This window comes from Roseibium sediminicola (assembly GCF_023156505.1).
Lineage (GTDB): Bacteria > Pseudomonadota > Alphaproteobacteria > Rhizobiales > Stappiaceae > Roseibium > Roseibium sediminicola.
Map to the genome: position 1 here is coordinate 1 of NZ_JALNMJ010000024.1, position 24,062 is coordinate 24,062.

General features: G+C 62.2%; 15 protein-coding genes. 12 read left to right on the forward strand and 3 right to left on the reverse strand.

Features of this window, described 5'->3' with window-relative positions; all coding sequences use genetic code 11:
• Window positions 1-143: 143 nt before the first annotated feature.
• The 3 genes from M0H32_RS24375 to M0H32_RS24385 all read right to left on the reverse strand — a co-directional run bounded on the left by M0H32_RS24375 (window position 144) and on the right by M0H32_RS24385 (window position 2,102).
• Entirely contained in the window at window positions 144-320 is a 177-nt protein-coding gene (locus tag M0H32_RS24375) for a hypothetical protein (RefSeq protein ID WP_248158596.1), read from the reverse strand.
• On the reverse strand, window positions 320-898 hold the full coding sequence (locus tag M0H32_RS24380; RefSeq protein WP_248158599.1) for a YcjF family protein: 579 nt from the start codon (window positions 896-898) through the stop codon (window positions 320-322). Before M0H32_RS24380 ends, M0H32_RS24375 begins: the two co-directional genes overlap by 1 nt.
• Before the next feature lie 94 nt (window positions 899-992).
• Window positions 993-2,102 (reverse strand): prohibitin family protein, encoded by a 1,110-nt coding sequence (locus tag M0H32_RS24385; RefSeq protein WP_248158602.1) that lies wholly within the window; start codon window positions 2,100-2,102, stop codon window positions 993-995.
• 281 nt (window positions 2,103-2,383) lie between these two features.
• Here M0H32_RS24385 and M0H32_RS24390 point away from each other — a divergent pair, with 281 nt between their 5' ends.
• The 12 genes from M0H32_RS24390 to M0H32_RS24445 all read left to right on the forward strand — a co-directional run bounded on the left by M0H32_RS24390 (window position 2,384) and on the right by M0H32_RS24445 (window position 24,061).
• A complete protein-coding gene (locus M0H32_RS24390) occupies window positions 2,384-3,055 on the forward strand; it encodes a class I SAM-dependent methyltransferase (RefSeq protein WP_248158604.1) in 672 nt (223 codons plus the stop codon).
• Between the two features lie 175 nt (window positions 3,056-3,230).
• The gene (locus M0H32_RS24395) at window positions 3,231-4,601 is read left to right on the forward strand and encodes an NtaA/DmoA family FMN-dependent monooxygenase (RefSeq protein WP_248158606.1); all 1,371 of its coding nucleotides are present in this window, start codon (window positions 3,231-3,233) and stop codon (window positions 4,599-4,601) included.
• Window positions 4,602-4,682: 81 nt separating this feature from the next.
• Entirely contained in the window at window positions 4,683-13,748 is a 9,066-nt protein-coding gene (locus M0H32_RS24400) for a non-ribosomal peptide synthetase (RefSeq protein ID WP_248158607.1), read from the forward strand.
• Between the two features lie 58 nt (window positions 13,749-13,806).
• Window positions 13,807-15,297 (forward strand): 4-hydroxyphenylacetate 3-hydroxylase N-terminal domain-containing protein, encoded by a 1,491-nt coding sequence (locus M0H32_RS24405; RefSeq protein WP_248158756.1) that lies wholly within the window; start codon window positions 13,807-13,809, stop codon window positions 15,295-15,297.
• Between the two features lie 21 nt (window positions 15,298-15,318).
• On the forward strand, window positions 15,319-15,528 hold the full coding sequence (locus M0H32_RS24410) for an MbtH family protein (protein ID WP_248158608.1): 210 nt from the start codon (window positions 15,319-15,321) through the stop codon (window positions 15,526-15,528).
• 55 nt (window positions 15,529-15,583) lie between these two features.
• Window positions 15,584-17,224 (forward strand): cyclic peptide export ABC transporter, encoded by a 1,641-nt coding sequence (locus M0H32_RS24415; protein WP_248158611.1) that lies wholly within the window; start codon window positions 15,584-15,586, stop codon window positions 17,222-17,224.
• 84 nt (window positions 17,225-17,308) lie between these two features.
• Window positions 17,309-18,022 (forward strand): 4'-phosphopantetheinyl transferase family protein, encoded by a 714-nt coding sequence (locus tag M0H32_RS24420; RefSeq protein WP_248158614.1) that lies wholly within the window; start codon window positions 17,309-17,311, stop codon window positions 18,020-18,022.
• Window positions 18,023-18,409: 387 nt separating this feature from the next.
• Window positions 18,410-19,426: a substrate-binding domain-containing protein gene (locus M0H32_RS24425; protein WP_248158617.1), complete on the forward strand. Its 1,017-nt coding sequence runs from the start codon at window positions 18,410-18,412 to the stop codon at window positions 19,424-19,426.
• A gap of 106 nt (window positions 19,427-19,532) precedes the next feature.
• On the forward strand, window positions 19,533-21,053 hold the full coding sequence (locus M0H32_RS24430; protein WP_248158621.1) for a sugar ABC transporter ATP-binding protein: 1,521 nt from the start codon (window positions 19,533-19,535) through the stop codon (window positions 21,051-21,053).
• Window positions 21,054-21,145: 92 nt separating this feature from the next.
• Window positions 21,146-22,069 carry an ABC transporter permease gene (locus M0H32_RS24435; RefSeq protein WP_248158759.1) on the forward strand — a complete coding sequence of 308 codons (924 nt, stop codon included), beginning with the start codon at window positions 21,146-21,148 and terminating at the stop codon, window positions 22,067-22,069.
• Window positions 22,070-22,095: 26 nt separating this feature from the next.
• Window positions 22,096-23,076, forward strand: a complete 981-nt coding sequence (locus M0H32_RS24440) for a sugar-binding transcriptional regulator (RefSeq protein WP_248158624.1) — start codon at window positions 22,096-22,098, stop codon at window positions 23,074-23,076.
• The gene (locus tag M0H32_RS24445; RefSeq protein ID WP_248158626.1) at window positions 23,066-24,061 is read left to right on the forward strand and encodes an aldo/keto reductase; all 996 of its coding nucleotides are present in this window, start codon (window positions 23,066-23,068) and stop codon (window positions 24,059-24,061) included. Before M0H32_RS24440 ends, M0H32_RS24445 begins: the two co-directional genes overlap by 11 nt.
• The last annotated feature ends 1 nt before the right edge of the window (window position 24,062 follow it).

Genomic DNA, 24,062 nt, shown 5'->3' on the forward strand with positions numbered 1-24,062 from the left:
GCTGACCAGGCGCCCCAAGAAGCGCGAAGCCCGAAGCCCAGGACAAAAACTCAAATCCTCACACCGAAACAAAATCAAAAAAAGCCCGCAAGGTACAAACCTGCGGGCTTTTTGACGTTTGGGGTACTCTTGTCTGAGCCAGGCTATTTCTGCGACAGGAACCGCGGCGGTTCCGTCAGGAGAAGCACCACGAAGACCAGAACGGGCGTGAAGATCACGCTCGCCAGGAAACAGCCGAATGACCCGAGACGTGTTTCCCGTCCGCGGTAGCCGACGAGAACACACAGGACCAGATAGATGACCAGAGGGGCGACATACATCAGGCGGCTTCCGGCTTTTCTTCCGAGACGGTTTCACCCTTTTTCACCATTTTCCGGAAATGGTCCTTATAGGCGGCCACATCGAAATTCAGGATGTCGCCACCGGATTCAAAGTGCTGCTGGAACACTTTGCCGACGGCGAAGGTGAAGGCGCCGAGCGTTGCTCCGGATCCGGCGATGCCAAGGGCCGTGCCCAGAACGGGAACAGTCTTCATCAGGCTCGAGGCGATGAAAGTTCCGGCGCCGACGCCGCCAAGGCTGCCAAGCAGCGCGGTGACAGCGGTCTTGGCCCGGTTTTCGGAAAAGGGCACGTCATAGACCTTCGCCAGCTTCCGGATCAGGTTCAACTGTGTGCCGATGGCGGCGACAAGATCGAAGATCGGGATCGGAATAAGCCCCGTGCCGGTGCCGACGATCACATGGTCGCGGATGACCTTGTCGGCAAGCTGTGTGCGTTCCTCCGGGGACATGTCCGCGGTGTCGGATTGCTGCGTGCTTTCGGCAAGTTTCTCGGCTTCTTCGGCGGAGTCGGAAGGTCCTGCCTTGGCGGAACTTGTGCGAGTGGACTTCGTCGTCATTTCACATATTCCTTTCCCAGCTTGGCAGCATCGGCTGCTAACTCACGTTAGGGTAGCTCGTGTGCGCCCCGAATTCAATCTGGCAATCAAGGCGCTATCTGGTGTCGTCTTGCACCTTTTCCGTGTTTTCGCCGGCAGAACCATCCGTGGGAGGCGTTCCTGCCGTGTCCGCGTCCGGCATGTCTTCCTGGCTGCCTTCAGCGCTTTCGGGCGTGTTTTCCTGTGGCGCGCTCGCAGAGGGGAAGAGCTTCGGCAAAGAATTGAAATCCGGCAATCTGTAGCGCTGAGGGTTGACGGCGGCCGGGGCTGGCAGGTCCGGCTGATTGGCAATGTCGCTGCCCAGAATGAGCGGCAATTGATCCTTGCCGCTGCCGACAATGACGATCTTGCTGTTGTTGGACTGGGCAAGTTCGACGGTCGCCTCGATCCCGCGCCAGGTCAGCAGCTGCGGCGTCAGAGCGTCCGCAACGATGGAATAGAAGGTCTGGTAGCCGATCGCGTCGATGCGCTTGCGTTCCGCCTCCTTGCGGGCCTGTTCCAGGACATATTCATAGGCGAGAGCATTCTGTTCTTCGGTCAGTTTCCTGGAAATCGCCTGGTTGAGCTCCTTTGGCAGCTGGATGCGCTTGATGATGACCTGTTCGAAGAAGATCAGGTCCTGCTTGCTCGTGGCAATCACGTCCATGACCTCGGCTTCAAGCTTGGTCATGTCGACCTGATAGAGCTCATGCGGATCGTATTTGCCGATCACCGAACGCACGGCCTCGATCGCGGTCGGGCGCACAAAACGTTCTGCATAGTCCGGACCGATGGCCTTGTGCAGCTTGCCGGCATTTTCGGCAATCGGATGATACAGGATCGAGATTTCCGAGGTGATGCGCAGACCGTCCGCGGAAAGACCGTGGACCGTATCGTCCAGCTTTTGAACACGGACTTCATACCGGTAGATGCGGTTCCAGGGCCATTTCGCGTTGATGCCCTCCGGGAAGACAAACTTGGTTTCGGTGCCGACGGTGAGGGTTCTGAACAGGACGCCGACCTCGCCGGGCCCGATGATGAAGAAGGTGAGGGGCCAAAGCAGAATCGCGGCAAAGCCGAGCAGCAGAAGATAGGCGATCACCTTGTCGGTACGGCTGAGCCTATGGGCCTTGCGCGGCTTCTTCTTCGCCGCCTTCGCCTCAACTTCGTCTTCCGCAACGCTCATCCGGCGCTCCCTGGAATAGACCTGTCCTTTGGGGCATTTGGCTGGTCCGGCGGTCCGCAGCCTGAATAAAACAAGGTCTGTCAATGCCTTCCGGCGCGGCCTGGTCAAGGCCTACGGCAGAAGACTTGCAAGAAAAGAACGCGGTGGCAAGCGTGTTTCTTACGCTAGGCAAGGCGACAATAATTTGCTTAAGTCGCGGTGCATGGCTTAACGTCACTGCAACTTATGGTTAATTTCCGGCCCGCTGACAGGCGGCCGGACCCAGAGCGAAGGAGCCGTACGTGTCGTCCAGTTCAGCTTCCTTCAGCTACGACCGGCAGGCGCTGAGCCGTTTTCTCTACGATCTCTATGATTACGAACCGAAGCTGCTGCGCCGGCTCATTTCCGCGCGGCCCTATGTCTGTCCTTTCGATCATCTCGAACGGCACATACCCTCAGATGCAAAGGTGCTGGATGTCGGCTGTGGCAACGGCGCCCTGCTGGCGATTCTACTGGCGTCGGAGAGGATCCGGCAAGGGGTCGGCTGCGACGTGAACGGCGACGCGCTTGCCTCCGCAACAAAGGCGGCGGAGCGCACGGGACGGGGAGAGCGCGTCACGTTTCGGCAAATCGGAGGTTTTGAGGAGCTGCCAGATGACCGCTTCGACGTGGTCACTATGGTCGATGTGCTGCATCACGTTCCCGAAGCGGACCGGGCGCAGGCGGTCGCGCAGGCCCTGCGCCGGGTGGGCCCAAACGGTCTTTTTCTGTTCAAGGATATGGTCGAAAAGCCGTTCCTGCGCCGTCTGGCGCACAATCTGGACGATCTCCTCTTTTCCGGCGAATGGGTCCGGCAGGTGAAAACGGCGGCGCTCGAAAGAGAAGTCGAAGCGGCGGGTTTCCGGCTTCTGAAGAGTGAGGACATTCCCCGGGTTTTCTATGGAAACACACTGCGCGTCTTTCAAAGACTTTAGTAAAAGTGGAGCGTTCTACAATTTAGCGGGGAGAATTAAGGAAAGTTAACAGTTGTGACCGGTGAATTTCGTGTAACCATTTTGTGTTGCCGTTACGGTATGAATGTGCAAACTGAATGAATTGCAACTGTTGAAACTGTAAATCGACGATTACTGCGCCTTCGAGGGGGGTGATTTGAGTTCAACTATTGCCAAGCGACACATGTTCCTGGCCGGGTATATCCTGGTTCCCGGAAGCCATTTTGCCGGAATGTGGCGCCATCCCTACAGCGAAACGGATTTCTGCGACCCGGATCTTTTCAAGGATACTGCGGTTACGCTGGAACGCGGCGGCTTTGACCTCGCCTTCATCCCCGAATCCCTGAGCGTCACGACAGGCCTGAGCAACGATTACGAGACCTTTCTGAAACGCGGCGCGGTCGGCGCCATCCGGCACGATCCCAGCCAGCTGGTCTCGCTGATGGCCTCGGTGACACAGTCGCTCGGCTTCACGGTGACCTTGTCGACGACCTATATGGAGCCCTACCATCTCGCGCGCACGCTGAGCACGCTCGATCATTTCAGCCGGGGGCGAATTTCCTGGAATGTGGTGACCTCGGCCGGGCCGAGCAACGGGCACAATTTCGGCCACTTCCCGAAACTCACCTCGCCGGAATCCTATGACCGGGCGGAGGAAATCCTGGAGATCTGCAGGAGCCTCTGGCAGTCCTGGCAGGACGGCGCGCTCGTCGCCGACAAGGCCGCCGGCATTTACGCGGACATCGGCAAGATCCGTCCGATCGATCACGAGGGCGACCTGTTCCAGCTCCGCGGTCCCCTGTCGCTTCCCGCCGGTCCGGACGGTGAGCCGATCTTGATGAGCGTCGGTGTTTCGCCGCGCGGCCGCGATTTCTCCGCCAAATGGGTGGATGTCATCTTTGCGATCCAGGCCGATGCGGACGGGATGTCCGAACTGCGGGCCGATGTGCGGCGGCGAGCAGCCGAAAAGGGACGCGACCCGGAGAAGATCTTCCTGCTCACGGCGGTGCAGCCGGTGGTTGGCGAAACGGAAGCAATCGCGCGGGCGCGTGCCGACTATCTGGACGAGCTCATTTGTCCCGATGTGGCGATCGCGTTTCTGTCAGGCATGATCGGCCGGGATGCGACCGGCTTCGACCCAGAGACGCCGATCGACGAAGTGCTTGAGAAAACCGCCGGGGCTTCCGGGAAAGGGGCCGTCGATGGCGGGGCCGCTTTTCCCTGGCTCGACCGGATCCGGGCGGAAGACCGGGCCAGAAACTGGACCCTTCGGGACATCGCCATCCGCATGTCGCGGAGCACATCGACGCCGCGCCTGGTGGGCACGCCGGAACAGGTGGCCGACCAGCTGGAGGCCTATTTCCTGGCCGAAGCCTGTGATGGTTTCGTGATCACTCCCACGCATTTTCCCGGAAGTTTCGATGAGTTTTCCCGGTCCGTCGTGCCGATCCTGCGCGCACGCGGACATCTCAGAGAAGCGGCACAAGAACCGCTCACTCTCAGACAAAGACTTGGACTGCAATGCTGACATGACCGGCACCGCCGTTGGGTGGTTCCGATCGAGACACCGTGCACGTGACTTGGCGAGCCTTCGACGGAGTTGATCTGAATGGCATCCCGCGACCGAAGTTCCGAAGCAGCCTTCGCGAAAGCTTCCTCTTACGAGGGGGCGGCGGCTACCGGTCACGTGTGCCCGCTTGAGCGCATTGCGCAAGGCCCCTCCATCCGGGACTTGTTCGCGCGGCGGGTCCGGGACCATCCGGCTCAGGAGGCACTGATCCTGCCGGGATCCTGGCTCACCTTTGCCGATCTCGACAAGGAGTCCAACCGGGTCGCCTGGTATCTGGCCGGGCGCGGCATCGGCGCGGGCGACATCGTTGCGCTCGGCTGTGCGGCGGGACGGGACCTGGTCGTCTGCCTGCTCGGCGTCATCAAGGCCGGGGCCTGCTACATGCCGCTGGACCCGGCCTATCCGTTGCAGCGCCTGCGCGACATGCTGCAGGATGCAAAGCCGGACCTGATCCTGGCGGAGCGGGCGGTTGCGCCTGTTCTCGAAGCAGCCGGACTGACGGAGAAGGCGGTATTTCTGGATTCCGGCGCGCTTCAGCGGGCGCTCGCCGCACAGAAGGTGACTGCTCCTGACGAAGAGACATTTGTTCGGCCTCCATCCGATGATGACCCTGCCTATCTGGTCTATACGTCCGGTTCCACGGGACGGCCCAAAGGCGTGCTCGGCCGGCAGCGCGCGCTTGCCAACCGGTTGCTCTGGATCGCTGAGGCCCTGCCCTTCGCACCGGGGGAGCGGACCCTCTTCAAGACATCGCTCAATTTCATCGACGGCTCGACGGAATTGCTGGGCGCGCTGACCAACGGTTGCGCTGTCGTCATTGCGGAAGGACAGATCGCCGGCGACCCCCGCCGCCTGGCAAAGACCGTGGCAAGTTCCGCCATCACCCGGCTGACCGTAGTGCCGAGCCAGCTGGCGAGCCTGCTTGAGGCGGAGTGCGTGAATGATCTGGTGGGATGCCGTACCTGGGTGAGCAGTGGTGAGCCGCTGCCGTCCAGCCTGATGCAGGCCTTTGCCCAAAAACTTCCCGGCGCCCGGCTTTTCAACTTCTACGGCGCTTCGGAAGCCGCAGGAGACAGCCTGTGGGCACGGTGCGTTGCCGGCGAGACGGTGGCGATCGGCAAGCCGGTCAGAAACACCGGCATTCATCTCCTCGACGACAGGCTTCGGCCGGTTCCGGATGGCGATAAGGGCGAGCTCTACATCTCCGGGGCGGGTCTTGCCCTCGGTTACCACCGTCAGGCCGACAGGACCGCTGAACGCTTCGTGGCCTCGCCCTTCGGTCCTCCCGGATCGGTTCTGTACCGGACGGGGGATGTGGCGCGCAGGCTGCCCGACGGCACCATCGAATATCTCGGACGTTCGGACCACCAGGTGAAGATCCGCGGTGTGCGGGTGGAGCCCGGTGAGGTCGCTGCCGCCCTCGACAGCTTGCCGGCGGTTGCCCGCTCCGCGGTGGTCTCGAAGAAAAGGGCGAGCGGGGAGATCTTCCTCGCCGCCTATGTGGTTTTCGAGAAGGATGCGGACCGGGACCCTGGCAAGCTTCTGAAAGCCTTGGCGGAGAAACTCCCGGCGGCCTACCTGCCCTCCGCAATCGTGCCGCTGGCAGCCTTGCCGTTAACACCCAACGGCAAGCTGGACCGGGCCGCTCTGCCGGACCTGGAAACGGCCGGCACCGGCCCGATGCCGGAAGCGGCCCCTGAAACGGAAGTCGAAGCAGCCATCTGCGAATTCTTTGCGCAGGTGCTCGGGGTCGAAACGGTTTCCCGGGACGACAATTTCTTTCTTCTTGGCGGTCATTCTCTGCTGGCCGCCCGCCTTGCCTACCGTCTGCGCGACAAGCTGGGCGTCCTTGTCGAGCCGATCAGCATATTTGAGGCGCCCACCCCAGCGAAGCTGGCCGCATATGTGGCGGTCGCGGGCGCCAGCAAAGGCGGGTTCAAGCCGGTGCCACTGCCGGAGAAAGTACCGCTTTCGCCGGCGCAGGAACGTCTCTGGTTCCTCAACAGGCTGCATCCGGATGATGTCTCCTACACCCTCGCCTATGCCTTTCGCCTGAAGGGCCGGCTCGATCCGGAGGCCTTTCGCAAGGCCTGGCGGGATGTCATCGACCGGCATGAGATCCTCAGAACCGTCTACCCGGAAGACGACACCGGAAAACCGTATCAAGAAATTCTCCGGCAAGGAGCGGAGGCGGACATCCCGCTGGAAGGAGTGACCGGTTCCGGCAGGATTCAGGTGGATCTGCACCGCCTTGCCAGCCGGCCCTTCGATCTGCGCAAGGATATGCCGTTGAGGGTTCATCTCCTTTCGGAAGAGAACGGCGCCGAGAGCCGTTCCCACATGATGCAGCTCGTCTGTCATCATATCGCTCTCGACGGGGGAGCCGTTCGCCGGCTTCTTGCCGATTTCGAGACCGCCTTCGTGGCGCGCAGCGCGGGACGTGTTCCTCGATGGGAGGCTCGCTCGGCGCGCTATGCGGAGTTCGCGGTCTGGCAAAGAGACGGCCAGGAGCGCGATGCGGCCGGGCAGATGTCCGCTTATCTTACCGAGTGGAAAACGGAGCTCGAGGGCGCACCCGAGTGCCTCGACCTGCCTTGCGCGGAGGGGCGCCGCCGCTCCGGTTATTGGGACGGGGACAGTGTCCCGCTCGATATCCCTGAAAACCTGCATGCCCGGCTGGACGAGTTCGCGCGGGAGAACCGGTCGAGCCTGTTCATGGTGCTTCAGGCGGCGCTCGCGGCAACACTGTACCGGTTGGGGGCGGGCGAGGACATCGTTATCGGCACGCCGGTCGACGGCAGGCCGGACAGGTGTTTTGAAGAAACGGTCGGGCTGTTCGTCAACATGCTGGCTCTCAGGTCCGATCTTTCCGGCCAGCCGTCCTTCCTGGATTTGCTGGAAGCGACACGGGCGCGGAACCTCAAGGCCTATCGCCGGCGCGACGTTCCCTTCGAGCTGGTGGTCGACGCGGTGTCTCCGAACCGGGACCTGTCCTTCCACCCGCTGTTCCAGCTGGTGCTCGCGCTGGACATGGAAGGTGAACTGCGGCTGACGCTGCCCGGACTGACCTGCGTTGCGGAAGACCTTCCGGCGATGGCGTCCAAATTCGACCTGTCTTTCGATTTGACAGTCCATCGTGGTGAAGACGGGTTACCTTCTGGTGTGCGGGGCCAGATCGAATTCCGTACGGATCTCCTGGGCCAGCAGGTGGCGCAGACGATTGCCGAACGGTTTGTCGCAATGCTCGAGGCCGTGACCGTGGAGCCGGATTGCCGGATCGATGATCTTTCGATTGTCGGAGCCAGCGAAGCAAACCGGCTCGCCGGCCTCTGTGAGGGCAAGCTCGTCTCAAGGCCTGAACTTGGGACCTCACTCGTCGACCGGTTCAGGCTGCTCGCGATGCAGCAGGGAGACCACGCGGCGCTGCACAGCGAAACCACTGCGCTTTCCTATGCCGCGCTCGATGTCCAGTCGGACCGCGTCGCGCGCAATCTTGTAAGCCGCGGCGTTGGTCCCGGGGCACGGGTTGCCGTGTTCATGGAGAGAACCGTCGATCTTGTCATTGCGACGCTGGCGATCGTGAAGGCCGGGGGCGCCTATGTCCCCCTGAACAGGAACGATCCGCCGCAACGGCTCGCCCAGCTCGTTGACGATACCCGTGCGGCCCTGGTCCTGATTGATGGTGGGGCAGAAGATCCCGCTCATATTGGCAGTGTGCCCTGTACGGCCTTCGCCGATCTGCGCGCGGATCTCGAAGACGTGCCGTTGCCGGCCGTCCGGGCCGACCAGATTGCCTGTGTGCTGTTCACGTCCGGGTCCACCGGACGGCCAAAGGGCATCGCGATCACCCATCGCAACATCCAGGCGCTGGCGCTGGACGGGTGCTGGCCGGACGGATCGCATCAGCGGGTGTTGTTGCATTCCCCTTATGCCTTCGATGCGTCGACTTACGAGATCTGGACGCCGCTCATGCTGGGGCAGGAGCTCTTTGTTGCGCCTCCAGGCCTTCTGGACGCGGAGACGATTGCCCGGCTGATTGAGAACCACGGAATAACCGCCGCCTGTATCACGACGCGGCTCTTCAACATCATCTCCGGCGAGAAACCGGAGGCCTTCAGGCCTTTGAAGTCGGTTCTGATCGGCGGCGAGGCGGCATCCGCGGAAGCCCTGCGGCGGGCAACCGCTGCCGCACCCGACACGCGCTTCGTCAACGGCTATGGTCCGGCGGAAGGCACGACCTTCGTAACCTGGCATGCGATGCGGTCGCTCGATTCTAACGCCCACAAGGTTCCGATCGGCCTGCCGCGCGACAATTGCGCCGTACGCATTCTCGATGACCGCTTGCGGCCGGTCGGGATCGGCATGGTCGGTGAGCTTTATCTCGCCGGTGAGTGCCTGACGCTCGGCTATCTGGATCGGGCAGGGCTGACCGCGGAGCGGTTTGTCAGCGATCCTTTCGGGGAGCCCGGTACCAGGATGTACCGCACCGGCGATCTTGTGCGCTGGCGCAGCGACGGGCTCCTGGTCTTCGTTGGCCGCGCGGATCACCAGGTCAAGATCAACGGCTTCCGGATCGAACCCCAGGAAATCGAGAATGTCATCGGCCGGCGGAACGATGTCGGCCAATGCGCGGTGATTGTCCGGGAGGACCGGCCGGGGGAAAAGAAGCTGGTCGCCTATATTGTCGGGACGGCTGGCGCTGTTCCGGATCTCACGCGCCTTCGCAAGCACCTGACAGAGACGCTGCCGGCCTTCATGGTTCCGGCCCATTGCGTGGTTCTGGAAAAGCTGCCCTTCACCACGAACGGCAAGCTCGACCTGAAGTCCCTGCCACTGCCGGAGATCCGCAGCGCGCAAACCAAGCAACCGGCCAGCAAGACCGAAGCGGACCTTTGCCGTCTCTATGCCGATGTGCTCGGGCTGAAGAACGTGGCGCCAGGCGACAATTTTTTTGCGCTTGGCGGCGACAGCATCCTGTCGATCCAGCTGGTCAGCCGGGCGCGGCGGGCGGGACTGGTTTTTTCCGCCAGGGACGTCTTCAACGCCAAGACGCCGGCCGAACTCGCCGCGGTCGCGGTTGTCAGGCACGGACAGGAGGCCGAGACGGAGCTCGTACCGGGCTGGCTCGGCGATTCCGATCTTGCGCATGTGAAGAGCACCTACGGCGCCCGGCTTGAAACCGTCTGGCCTCTGACCGGCCTGCAGTCGGGTCTTCTGTTCCACGGCCTGATGGACGCGGAGACGGGCGAGGATGCCTATCTGGTGCAGACGGTCGTCGATCTGGACGGCGAGGTTTACGTGGACCGGTTGAAGGGGAGCCTCAAAGCGCTTGTCGCCCGGCACGCGCCGCTGCGGGCGGTCTTCTGCCACGAGGGCGTGAGCGATCCGGTGCAGGTGATCCTGAAGGATGCCGTGCTGCCGTTCGAGGTGGTGGATCTGGTGGACGCCGAAGATCCGGAAGGGGCTCTGGAGACGCTTCTCACCGAAGACCGGCGTCAGCGCTTCGACCTTGCGACTGGACCGCTCCTGCGCGCCTGTCTGGTGCGGTTGGCCGGCGATTGTTCAAAGCTCATTCTCACCAATCACCACATCCTCCTGGACGGCTGGTCACTGCCGGTATTGATGCGGGAACTCAAGGAGATCTTTAAGGCCGGAGCAACGGGCACTTTGCCGCCGGTGGTTCCGTTCGATCGTTATCTCGGCTGGCAGCAGCGCCAGGACAGGGACGCAGCCCGGCAGGCCTGGGAGAAGGCGCTTGCCGGTCTGGAAGAACCAACCCGCCTTGCTGCCGCAGTACACGGTCAGCCTGCGGACACGTCCGGGGACGTTCTGCGCTTCGATGCATTTCTGAGCGCCGGAGAAACCCGGTCCCTGGAGGCACTGGCCCGGCGGCTGGACATCACTTTGAACACGGTCCTGCAGGGCGCCTGGGCGATCCTGCTCGGCCGCATCTGTGGATCCCAGGACCTCGTTTTCGGGGCTACGGTCTCGGGACGTCCGCCGGAGATCGCCGGTGTGGAGACCATGACCGGGCTCTTCATCAACACCGTGCCCGTGCGGGCGCGGCCGGAACCACGCCTTACTGTCGAAGCCTTCCTGAAAGAGCTTCAAGGCGAACAGGCGGCCTTGCTGCCCCATCAGCATCTCGGCCTGCCGGAGATCCAGGCGGGGGCCGGGCTGGGCGACCTCTTCGATACGCTGATGGTGTTCGAGAACTATCCGGACGTGGAGGACATGGGCGCGAGCGGGGAGACTGGTCTCGGGATCAAGGGCCTGGAGGTGCGCGACCGCACGCACTATCCGGCGAGCCTGATGGTGGTGCCGGGTGAGCGGCTGCTGTTGCGGCTGGACTGCCGGGCGGAACGGATCGGCGCGGAGCTCGGCCGGAGCCTGCTGGACCAGCTGGGTCATCTGTTGCGGCAAATGTCCGACCAGCCGGGGGCGGCGCTCGGAGCGCTGGAGACACTTGCTCCAGAGCAGAGGAAGGCGGTTCAGGACCGCTGGAACGAGACAGACCACAGTCTGCCGGAGGGCGATCTTGTCGATCTGATCGCGGTGACAGCCAGCCGTCACGCGGATCGTGAGGCGGTGGTCGGTGGCGGCGAGCGGCTGACCTATGCGCAACTGGAAGAGCGCACCAACCGATTGGCGCATCTGTTGCTCCAGCGGGGCATCGGCGCGGAGGATCTTGTGGCAATTGCCCTGCCGCGCTCGGTGGAGATGGTGGTGGCGCTGCTGGCAGTCCTGAAAACAGGTGGGGCCTATTTGCCGCTCGATCCGGACTATCCGCCGGCACGGATCGCGATGATGCTGGACGATGCCGCGCCGAAACTGGTGCTGACAGCCTCCGGGCTGACCGAAGGCCTGCAGGGTTGCGACTTGCTGGTCATGGACGCGGCAGAGACCGAAGCGGAGCTGGCAAAAGCCTCAACAAAGGCGCCCGAGGATCGTGACCGGAAACAGCCCATCGATCCGCGTCATCCGGCCTATGCCATCTACACGTCCGGTTCCACCGGCAAGCCCAAGGGTGTCGTGGTCACAAGGCAGGGGTTGAGCAACCTCCTGTGCGGCCTCAGCTGCGATCTCGGGCTGACGCACCAGGATCGGATGTTGAGCGCGACCACGATCGGGTTCGACATCGCTGGACTGGAGCTTTTCGGACCGTTGCTGGCAGGAGCAACCTTGCTCCTGTTCGAAGGCAACCAGCGGGAGTCGGATTGCCTCGCCGACTGGATTGCCCTGGAAAAGCCAACTGTGATGCAGGCGACCCCGTCGCTCTGGCGGGGGCTCCTGATGTCCGGGCCGCTGCCGGAGTTACGCGTGCTTGTCGGTGGGGAAGCTCTCGACGCGGGTCTTGCCGCAGAGCTCCTAAAAGTGGGGCCGGTCAACAATCTCTACGGCCCGACCGAAACCACCATCTGGTCCCTGCGCGAACCGCTTGCACAGGACCCGGCGTCAGGCCCCGGGATCGGCCTGCCCGTTTGGAATACGCGGGCCTATGTCCTGGACGAAGCGTTGAAGCCCGTTGCGCGCGGTGTCGCGGGCGAACTCTATATCGGCGGGCTCGGGTTGGCGCGGGGTTATCACGGCCGGCCTGACCTGACCGGCGAGCGGTTCGTTGCCGATCCCTTTGCCGGCGGCGGTGCCCGCATGTATCGGACCGGCGACATCGTCTATCGCAAGCCGGACGGGTCGCTGGCGTTCCTCGGACGCGGCGACGGGCAGGTCAAGATCCGTGGCCATCGTATTGAGACGGGCGAAATCGAAGCCGCGCTAGTCGCCATGACCAATGTCGCCAGGGCTGCGGTGATTGTCCGGCCGGGCTGGGGCGAGGGACCTTCCCTGGTTGCCTATGTGGTGGCGCAGACGGGGGCGGATCTGCAGCCTGGCCCCATGCGCATCCTGCTGCAGCAGAACCTGCCGGATCACATGGTGCCAGCAGATATTGTTGTTCTGCCCGACCTGCCCTTGACGCCCAATGGCAAACTCAACCGGCTGGCCTTGCCCGATCCGGTGCGCGGGGCAGCGTCCTCAGCGCCAAGGACCCTTCAGGAAACACTGCTGTGCAACCTGTTCGCCGAAGTCCTGCCGGACGCGATGCCGGGGCCGGATGACAATTTCTTCGAGATGGGCGGGCATTCCCTGCTGGCGACCCGGCTCAAGATGCTCCTGAAAGAGCGCATGGGTCTGGAGGTCAGCCTGCGGAAAATCTTCGAAACGCCGACGGTGCGCGGTCTTCTGTCCTCCGATGGCGGGCGAAAGACAGGACTGCTCGACCCGGTTCTGCAGATCCGGGCGGCCGGACGGCAAGCGCCCCTGATTTGCGTGCATCCGGGTTTCGGTCTTGGCTGGACCTATGCCGGACTGGTCTCCGTGCTGCCGGCGGATGTTCCGATCATCGCGCTTCAGGCACTCGGGTATGCCGGAGAGGCCCGCTTGCCGGGAACGCTCGGCGAGATGGCGACGGATTATGTGGCGTGTGTCGAAAAGTTTGTGCCGGAAGGCCCGATCCGCCTGCTCGGCTGGTCCTTCGGCGGTCTTGCGGCGTTTGAAATGGCGCGGCTCTTTGAAGCCGGAGGCCGCAAGGTCGAATTTCTCACCCTCTTGGACAGTTATCCGATGGCTGCCGGCGATCCGCTTCCGGATCTCTCCGACCGCGGCGCGCGCGGTGCCTTTTTCGAGATGGTCGGTTTTGACCCGGGGGGGCGCGATCCGGACGATATTTCCTTTGAAGAGATAGGCAGGTTTCTGAAAGCTGGCGGACATCCGCTTGCCGACCTTCAGCCGGCGGATTTCGGTAATATGCTGCGGATCGCGCGCAACAATGCCCGGCTCGCCCATGGTTACAGACCGGGGCGCCTCACCTGTCCGCTCCTGCATTTTGTCTCGAGGCAATCCTGGCGGATGATGTCGTTGCAGGCCGATCCCTGGCAGGCCCTGACATCGGGCCGGTTTGATACGCATGTGCTCGATTGCACGCATCACGAAATGACGTCCCAAGCGGCGCTTGCCGAGATCGGCAAGTCGCTGGCTGACTGGATGAACCCAAGCGACCAGCCCGCCGGGCAGGACGTTCCGGAAGGGAGACTAAAGAATGTCGGTTGAAACCCTCCATGACATCGATCCCGTCGAGGCGGCGATCCCCGCGACTCCTCCAAACCCCATGACCGGCGGCGAGTTCATTGACAGTCTGAAGGATCAGCGCTGCGTCTATTTCAATGGCGAGCGGGTGACGGATCTCACCGGGCATCCCGCCTTTCGCAATTCGGTGAAGTCGCTTGCCCGGCTTTACGACGCCCTGCATCAGGACCACGACAGCGGTACCGAGGTGCTGACCGCGCCGGCCGATGCCGATCCGGCCGGTTACACCCATCGTTATTTCAAGGTGGCCCGCTCGGGCGAGGATCTGCTCGGCCAGCAGAGGGCAATCGCCGAATGGGCCAGACTCAGCTATGGCTGGATGGGGCGGTCGCCGGATTACAAGGCGGCCATCGTCAACACGCTGGAAGCCAATGCCGCTTATTACGGCCCTTTCGCCGACAATGCCCGGCGCTGGTATCACCTGGCCCAGGACCGCACCTATTTCATGAACCATGCGGTGGCCAATCCGCCTATTGATAGGGCCAAGCCGATCAGTGAGGCCAAGGACGTGCTGGTGCATGTGGTCAAGGAAACGGATGCCGGAATGTATCTCTCCGGAGCCAAGGTCGTGGCCACCTCGGCAGCGCTGACCCATTACAATTTCCTCAGCCATCACGCGGTCTCGGACACGAATGAACCGCCGACCGCCTTCATGTTCTTTCTCGACATGTCGACGCCGGGCATCAAGCTGATCTGCCGCAATTCCTATGAATTCGCGGCCCATCAGGCCTCGACCCCGTTCGACAGTCCGCTGTCGTCGCGCTTCGATGAGAATGACGCCATTCTGGTGCTCGACAATGTCTTCGTGCCCTGGGAAAACGTGCTGGTGCACGGGCCGGCCCACAAGCCGATCGATTTCCTGATGGACACGGGCTATCTGCAGGGCACCTGCTTTCACGGCTGCACCCGCTTCGCGGTCAAGCTCGACTTTCTCGCGGGTCTCCTGACCAAGGCGCTGCACATGACCAGCGGCGACGAATTCCGCGGCAACCAGGTCCTGCAGGGCGAGGTGATCGCGCTTCGGCACCTGTTCTGGTCGCTCTCCGATGCCATGGCCAGAACGCCGGAGCCCTTCGCTGACGGCGCCGTGCTGCCTGGCCTGACGGCAGCCCAGGCCTATCGCGCGCTGGCGCCGGATGCCTATGGCCGGGTCAAGGAAATCGTGCAGAAGATCGTGGCCTCCGCGCTGATCTACCTGCCATCCTCGGCGAAGGATTTCCAGAACCCGGAGATCGATGCCTATCTGGAACGCTATGTGCGCGGCTCCAACGACATCGGCTACAAGGAGCGCATCAAGCTGATGAAGCTTCTGTGGGACGCGACCGGATCCGAGTTTGCCGGCCGTCACGAACTCTATGAGCGCAACTACGCCGGCAATCACGAAGAGGTCAAACTGCAGCTGCCCGCGATCGCCCGTCGCGACGGCTCGATGGACCAGATGCTGTCGCTTGTTGACCAGTGTCTTGAAGACTATGATGAATTCGGCTGGTGCAACAGGGCGTGGGCCGACTGAGCCACGGCGGGGGAGAACACGATGAGCAATCCATTCGACGATCCGGACGGCACCTTCCTCGTGCTGGTGAATGCCGAGGAGCAGCATTCCCTGTGGCCGGAATTCGTGCCGGTGCCTGACGGCTGGCGGAACGTGTTCGGTCCCGGCAAGCGCCAGGACTGCCTGGATTACGTCAATGAGAACTGGACAGATATCCGGCCGAAAAGCCTCCGGGATGCCGCCGGCAGCTGAGACCCAAGACTGTTGATACGAACGGTGGCTGACCACCTGGAGCGCCTGATTTTCGATGAAGTTCTTTCGTCTTTTGTATCGTGAAGCGGGCGACAGCAGGCGCACCTTTCTGCTGCTCTCCCTGGTGCCTGGCCTGGTCATGGGGCTGGTGATCGCGGTGATCAATGCCACCACCAACTACCAGCAGACCGGTGGTCTGCAATGGCAGTATCTGGGGCTGTTCGTGCTTGGATGCACCACCGTTCTGTTCACGATGAACCGCGCGCTCAACATGGCGACGGCGATCGTCGCGGATTACCTTTGCCGGTTGCGCATCAGGGTTACGGCACAGGTGCGCAATCTCAATCTGGCGTCGGTCGAGGAAATCGGCCTGAACCGGATCCGCGCCGCCGTTGGCCGGGATCACCAGACCATCGAGGAGACCGCGCCGGCCCTGGTCGGCCTGATCTATTTTGTCATGCAGCTGGTGATGTCTGCGCTCTATATCTTCTATCTGTCGCCCTTGGCCTTTGCCGTCACGATCGCCTTCCTGGCGGGAGCGGTGTTCTTCTACCGCAAAAGCTACCGGGACGCGGAAGAGCTGATGCGGCAGGCGAGCCTGAGCGAACAGGCCTTCCAGAACAGCTTTGAGAACATCCTGAGCGGGTTCAAGGAAGTGAAGCTGAACGCGGAACGCAGCGACGACCTGTTCCACAATTATGTGGTGCCCCGCTCCGAGCGGGTGGAAGAGCTGCGGGTGGAGTCCGGCCGGTCCTTCAACTATGGCCAGTCGGTCAGCGACGTCTTTTTCTATACGCTGATGGGTACGCTGGTTTTCGCGATCCCCTTCTACGTCTCGGACCTCTCCATTCCGGGCAAGATCGTCACCGTGATCGTCTTCGCCAGCGGCGCGATCACGTCGATCATCCGCATGCTGCCGGTCGTTTCCAGGGCCAATCTCGCGGTCTCCAACATCGAGGATCTGAAAAACCTCTTGGAGAAATACGGCGAAGCTGCCGAGGACCGGCTCGAGGCCAAGCAGGCGAAGCTGACCAAGGCGATTTCCCTGAAAAAGATCGCCTATACCTATCACAGTGAAAATGGCGACCGGCCGTTCTCGATCGGGCCCTGCGACCTGGACATTGCCGCCGGCGAGATGGTGTTCATTGTCGGTGGCAACGGCAGCGGCAAGTCCACGCTCGCGAAGATCCTGACCGGTCTCTACGACCCGGACGGCGGGCATCTCGCCTGGGATGGCAAGACCGTCAAGCCGGAAAACATCGACGTCTATCGCAGCCTGTTCGCGGTCATCTTTTCCGATTTTCACCTGTTCGACCGGCTCTACGGCGTCGATCTCTCGGACGAACAGAAACTCTATGACCTTCTGGAAGAGATGAAACTGGACGAAAAGGTCCACTACCGGAACAACCGCTTCAGCACGACCAACCTGTCGACGGGTCAGCGCAAGCGCTTGGCGATGGTCGTTGCGCTTCTGGAAAACCGGGACGTCTATCTGTTCGACGAGTGGGCGGCCGATCAGGATCCGGAATACCGGCGCTGGTTCTATACGGAGTTTCTGACGAAGCTCAAGAGGGACGGCCGAACGGTCATCGCGATCACCCATGACGACCGCTATTTCGACATTGCCGACAAGATTGTCTGGATGGAGGAAGGCAAGATCAGCAAGGTCGGGACACCGGCGGATGTCGACGCCTGACGGCGCCTTCCTGACTGGGGGCTGTGCTTTCGGGATCCGGGCCCCGGTGACACCGATTTTTCTGAACCAAACGAAAGGTCACGCGTGCCGGACAAGGTGCACGACGTCACGGTGAACATCCTGGAAACGGCCACATGCGCACCCGGTGAGCTGGAGGCTGCCTGTGCTGTCCTTTCGAACGATGAGCTGGCGCGCTTTCACCGTTTTCACTTTGACGCGGACCGCAGGGACTATGCCCTGGCGCATGCCCTGTTGCGCCGGACCTTGAGCGACCGGGAGCCTGCCACGGATCCGGGCGCGTGGCGGTTCGAGGCGGATGCCACCGGCAAGCCACAGATACGCGGACGGAGAGGGCCGGATTTCAGCCTGACACATACAAGAGGGCTGGTGGCCTGCGCCGTGGCGACGGCCGGCCGAGTCGGCATCGATGCGGAAACCGACGGCCGTTCGGCCGACGTGGACCTGTTGCTGCCGGAGGTCTGTTCGCCGCCGGAGAGGGCCGCGTTGATTGCGCTCACGGGTGCGGCGCGCCGGTCCCTGTTTCTCGACTTCTGGACCCTCAAGGAAGCGTATTTGAAAGCGCAGGGCCTGGGGATCTCAGAGGACCTGACGGCGATTGCCTTTTTCGTCGAGAGCGACACAGACATCCGGCTTGAAACTTCCGGTGCTGGTCATCGAGCGGACTGGTCCCTCCGTATTTACAGAATCGGTGCAGGTGGGCGTGTTGCCCTTGCTTTCGACGGAGGACAAACCGAACGGGACATCGAGGTCAGAAGACCGCGGACTTGGCGAGACTGATCTTCAGGTGCTCATGCCTGCTCGACCGTCGTTTGGTGTGTCCGGGTTCTTGCAACCCAACTGAAATTGCTCGTCCAGCCATCGAGCCGGGCATGTTGGGTCTTGGGCCCGAGCAGCGCAAAAGCTCGTGGCCGTCGTCAAAGATTTATATTTTTCAGAATGTTATGTCGACGGGCCTTTAGCTCGGCTGTGAGCTGGGTTTTACTTGTTCGTGAAATAAATTTCACAAAAAGAAATAAATACCAAAAATGTTTGACCCTTCAGCGGGCCGGACATTATCCCTGTTGTCGCTGGGATAAAAACCGGCGCTTGAAATTTCTTGCAGATGGCGCTGAAATCGATTGGCGGAGCTGCAAGACCGGGAGGAGCAGCTCTAGGGAGGAAACCATGAGCGGTTTGAAAGTTAAGGCCATTTTGGCAACGGCGGCCGTGTCTGCCGCAATCCTGTCCGCAGCACCGGCGGCCGCTGACGGCCTGAAATGCGAGCCGGGCGAAACCTACATCATGAACGTGATGGTCTCTGGCCACCCCTATTGGGTGCCGGTTTATCAGGGCTTCAAGCAGGCCGCGGAAGCTTTCGGCTGCAAGACGGTCTTTTCCGGCACGCCGGACTATGACATCACCAAGCAGATCGCGTCCTTCGAGCAGGACATGGTCAAGCAGCCGGCCGGTATCCTGCTGCACCCGATGCAGGCCGATCCGTTCATCGAGCCGATCAACCGGGCCATCGACAGCGGCACCGAGATCGTGACCTTCGCGGCGGACTCGCCGAAGTCCAACCGCACGTCCTACATCACCTCCGACAACCTGGCCGAGGCCAAGTTCGCAGCCGAGGAAATCGTCAAACAGGTTGGCGACAGCGCCGAATATGCCGTCCTGGAAAACCCGGGCCAGTCCAACCATGACCTCCGGGTCACCGCGCTGATTTCCTACATGGAAGAGCACTACCCGAACATGAAGCTGGTCGGCCGCCAGGCGACCAACCAGGACAGCAACGCCGCTTACCGGGCGACCGGTTCGATCCTGCAGGCCAATCCGAACCTGGCCGCTTTGTGGATCCCGGAAGCCGGGTCCGCGGAAGGCGCTGTCGCCGCGGTTCTGGAAGCGGAAGCCAAGGTGCTGATCATGCATGCGGACGTCACCCCGACGACGCTGGAGCACATCAAGGCGGGCAACATCCACATGGCGCTCAACCCGAACCAGGGCATGCAGGGTTTCATGGGCTTCATGGCCACTTTCCTGGCGGCGCATTCCGACGTGTTCGATCCGTTCAACGACTACAAGGTCTCCGGCTACAACCCGGTGCAGATCCCTTATGTCGACAACGGCTTTGCGGTGATCACCAAGGACAATGCCGACAGCTTCGACCTCAATGTCTACATGGAAGGCCGGGATCCGAGCTGATCCCAAGCCGGGGCGCCAAGCGCCCCGGCCCTTGGGCTGTCCCGCCGATCGAGCTGGCGCGAACAGCCCCTTTTCCGAACGCAACTAACGCCAAGACGGCCTTGTCATGACCGACGATGTGATCCTCAAGATCTCCAATCTTTCGAAATCCTTCGGGCCCGTCCGCGCGCTGAAGGGCGTCGATTTCGAACTGCGCCAGGGCGAGATCCATGCGCTGGCAGGTGAGAACGGTGCCGGCAAGTCGACCCTGATGAATGTGATCGACGGCATCCTGCAGCCGGACAGCGGTGAGATCCTCTTTGATGGCGTGCCGGTCAGGATCGCTTCTCCGGCCATGGCGCAGAAACTCGGTGTCGGCTTCGTGCACCAGGAGACCGCGCTCTGTCCGGACGTCTCGGTGGCCGAGAACATCTTCATGGCGACGACCAATGCCAGCCGTTCCTTGCTGATGAATTACCGCACCCTCGAACAGAAAGCTGCCGAAGTGCTCGGCGAACTGGTCGACATCAATCCGGCGACCCTGGTGCGGGACCTGTCGATTTCTCACCAGCAACTGGTCGAGATCGCCAAGGCGCTGACGCTCGATTGCCGGGTGCTGATCCTGGACGAGCCGACCGCGGCCCTGACCGAGAAGGAAGCGCAGATCCTGTTCAGGATCATGCGGCGCCTCGCCGACAAGGGCATCTCGATCATCTATATTTCCCACCGCATGGTCGAGATCTTCGACAATTGCGATCGGGTGTCCGTCTTCCGGGACGGTCAGTACATTACCACGCGCAACGTCTCCGAGATCACGCCCGACGATGTGGTCAATGCCATGGTCGGCCGGGTCATCGACGAGCTTTACCCGCGCAAGCAGACGGAAGCAGAGCGCTCCGACGAGATCATCCTGAACGTCCGCAATCTTAACGAACGCAGCCGGTTCAGGGACGTGTCGTTCCAGCTCAGGAAGGGCGAGATCCTCGGTCTGGCGGGCCTGATCGGCGCCGGGCGCAGCGAAATCGTCAAGGGCATCTGCCAGCTGGAGGGCGAGGTCAGCGGCGAGGTCGCGCTGAACGGCAAGACGCTCTCGCTTTCCTCCTACCAGGACAGCATCGCCGAGGGCATCGTCTATCTCTCCGAGGACCGCAAGGGTGACGGCATCTTTCTCGACATGCCCATTGCCGGCAACGTCTCCGCCCTGAAGCCGGAGCAGGTGGCCAACGGTTTCGGCCTGATCCTCCGCCAGAAGGAAGAGTCGCAGGCGGAGGCGCTCGGCGCCCGCCTCAATCTCAAATACGGGTCTCTCACCGATCCGGTGTCATCGCTCTCCGGCGGCAACCAGCAGAAGGTCGCCATCGCCAAGATGCTGTCGGTCAATCCCAAGCTGATCTTCCTGGACGAGCCGACCCGCGGCGTCGATGTCGGCGCCAAGGCCGAAATTCACCGCATTCTCAGGAACCTCGCCGCCAGCGGCGTCGGCATCCTGGTCATCTCTTCCGAACTGCCGGAGCTGATTGGCGTCTGCGACCGGGTGCTGGTCGTGCGCGAAGGCCGGATCAGCGGCGAAGTGACGGGCGACAGGATGACAGAAGAAAACATCATGCACCTGGCGTCGGTCGGCGGCGCACAGGCAGCCATACAATAAGAGTGGGGGAAACCATGGAAGACGCTGTCTCCCTGACGGGCGCGCCAGAAAACAAATCACCGGAAGTCTCGTTCATCCACCGGCTCCTGCGCATGCGTGAGACCGGACTGATCGCGATCATCCTCGTGCTGTTCATCGTGATGTCCTTCGCCTCGCCCTATTTCCTGACCTGGGTGAACATGCGCGCCATGGTGATGGCTTTCGCGGTCGAGGGCATCGTCGTGGTCGGCATGACCATCCTGCTGATTTCCGGCGGTATCGACCTCTCCGTCGGCTCGGTGACGGCGCTCGCCATGGTGATCGCCGGTTGGCTGTTCCTGAACGGTGTCGATCCGTGGGTCGCCTCGGCGATCTCGATCGCCGCCTGTACCGGCATCGGCGCCTTCATGGGCTTTTTCGTGACCCGTGTCGGCCTGCATCACTTCATCGTGTCGCTGGCGATCATGGTGATCGCAAGGGGAGCCTGTCTGCTCGGGACCGGCGGGCGGCCGCTCGGTCTCTTCACCCTGCCGCCGGAATTCAAGTTCATCGGTCAGGGCTCGATCGGTCCGATCCCGGTGGTGATCATCATCTTTCTGGCGGTGGTGATCGGCTTTGACTTCATGCTGCGGCGGACCACGCTGTTCCGCAAGGTGTTCTACACCGGTTCGAACGAGAAGGCGGCCGCCTATTCCGGCATCCGGACCAAGCGGGTGATCTTTTTCACCACCACGCTGTGTTCCGCGCTCTGCGGCGTGGCCGGGATCATCTACATGGCCCGCTTCGGCTCGGCCCAGCCGACCTTCGGCATCGGCATGGAGCTGAACGTGATCGCCGCCGCGGTAATCGGCGGTGCCAGCCTCAAGGGCGGCTCGGGCACCATTTTCGGGGCGATCCTCGGCGCCGTGCTGCTGTCGGTGGTGTCCAGTTCGCTCGCGCTCCTGGACGTCTCGGTCTACTGGCAGGACATCATCCGCGGTTCGATCCTGCTGACGGCCGTTTCCATCGACCATTACCTCGTCAAGAAACGCGCCTGACGCTGCAAGGACAAAGGCTGGATCTCATGGCTGATAAGAAAAACGATATCGAGCTGATGCGCCAGATGCACACGGTCCTCGTGTTGCATTTTCTGGAAGGTAAGAAACAGGCGGACATCGCCGAGCTCCTGAACCTGTCGACCTCCAAGGTCAACCGATTGATCACGCAGGGACGCAAGCTCGGCATGGTCAAGATCGACATCGAGAACCCGTTCCAGCGCCTGACCGACCTGGAACACCTCCTGGAGGAAGCCGCACCGCTCTCCAAGGCGCTGGTGACCTCTTCGGTGGAAGGCAGCCCGGCGACAACGCTGCGCCAGGTCGGGTTGGCGGCGGCCAATCATCTGGTCGAGACCCTGCGCGACGGCGACATCATCGCCATCACTGGCGGCAAGGCCATTGGTGCGGTGGTGCAGAACATTGAAACAGAACGAAAATTCGACGTCACCGTCGTGCCGTTCACCGGTGGCGTCCAGGGCAAGTACCATACCGACGTCAATCACCAGGCGATGCTCCTGGCCGACAAGCTCGGCGGCCGGGCCATGCAGCTTCACGCGCCGCTGTTCGCCGAAAGCCGGGAACAGCGCGACATGCTGATGGAGGTTGGCTCTATCCGCGAGGCGCTCGACCTTGCCCGGCGGGCGACCGTCGCCCTGGTCGGCGTCGGTTCGATCGCGGCACCAGGGTCGAGCTACTACGATCTGCACCCGATGCCGGACGCCGACCGCAAGATGCTCATCGGCAGCGGTGTCAGCGCCGAGTTTCTGGCGCACCTGATCAAGACGGACGGCAGCGTTGCCGACTATGCGCTGAATTCGCGCCTGGTGGCCCTGCATCCCTCGGAACTGCGGCAATGCTCGCGGGTCATCGGCGTGGTCTCCGGCGAAGAGAAGGTCTGGCCGATCCGCTCGGTTCTGAACGGCAATTATCTGAATTCACTCATTCTGGACGAGGACACCGCCAGCGAGGTCCTCGCAACCATGGAAGGCAAACAGGATGTCGCATGAAATGTTGACACGCGAAATCGGCCGCTCCGGCATCAGGGCCTCGGCCATAGGCCTCGGCACCTGGGCGATCGGCGGATGGATGTGGGGCGGCACGGACGAAGCCCAGTCCATAGAGGCCATCCAGGCCTCCATCGATGAAGGCGTTTCCCTGATCGACACCGCGCCGGCCTATGGCCAGGGTGTTGCCGAGGAGATCGTCGGCAAGGCCATCAAGGGGCGGCGCGACCAGGTGGTCCTGGCGACCAAGTGCGGCCTGGTCTGGCACACCCAGAGGGGCAATCATTTCTTCGACTATGACGGCAAGCCTGTGCACCGCTATCTCGGCAAGGATGCAATCATCTACGAGGTCGAGCAGAGCCTGAAGCGGCTCGGCACCGACGTCATCGATCATTACATCACTCACTGGCAGGATCCGACCACGCCGGTCGCCGAGACCATGGAGGCGCTGGAAACCCTGAAGACCCAGGGCAAGATCCGCTCCATCGGCGCCAGCAACACCTCGCCCGACGACGTGAAGGCCTATATGGCCGCTGGCCAGCTGGACGCGATCCAGGAAGAGTATTCCATGGTCAAGCGCGACATCGAGACGACCCTGGTTCCGCTTTGCCGGCAGAACAACGTGTCCGTGCTGAGCTATTCCTCGCTGGCGCTGGGCCTTCTCACAGGCAAGATCGGTCCGGAGCGGACCTTTGAAGGCGACGACCAGCGCAAGGACAATCCACGGTTTTCCATCGAGAACCGGCAGAAAGTCGCCCAGCTCATGGAGGTGATCGCACCGATTGCCGAAGCCCATCAGGCGACCAAGGCACAGGTGGTAATCGCCTGGACGCTGCAGCAGCCGGGGATCACCTTCTCGCTCTGCGGGGCGCGAAATCCGGGGCAGGCGGCCGAGAACGCCAGGGCCGGCCGGCTGCGCCTGACGGCGGCGGAGATCGACATCATCGGCAAGGCGGCCGCCGTCCACCTGACTGAGCTCGCCGCTTAAG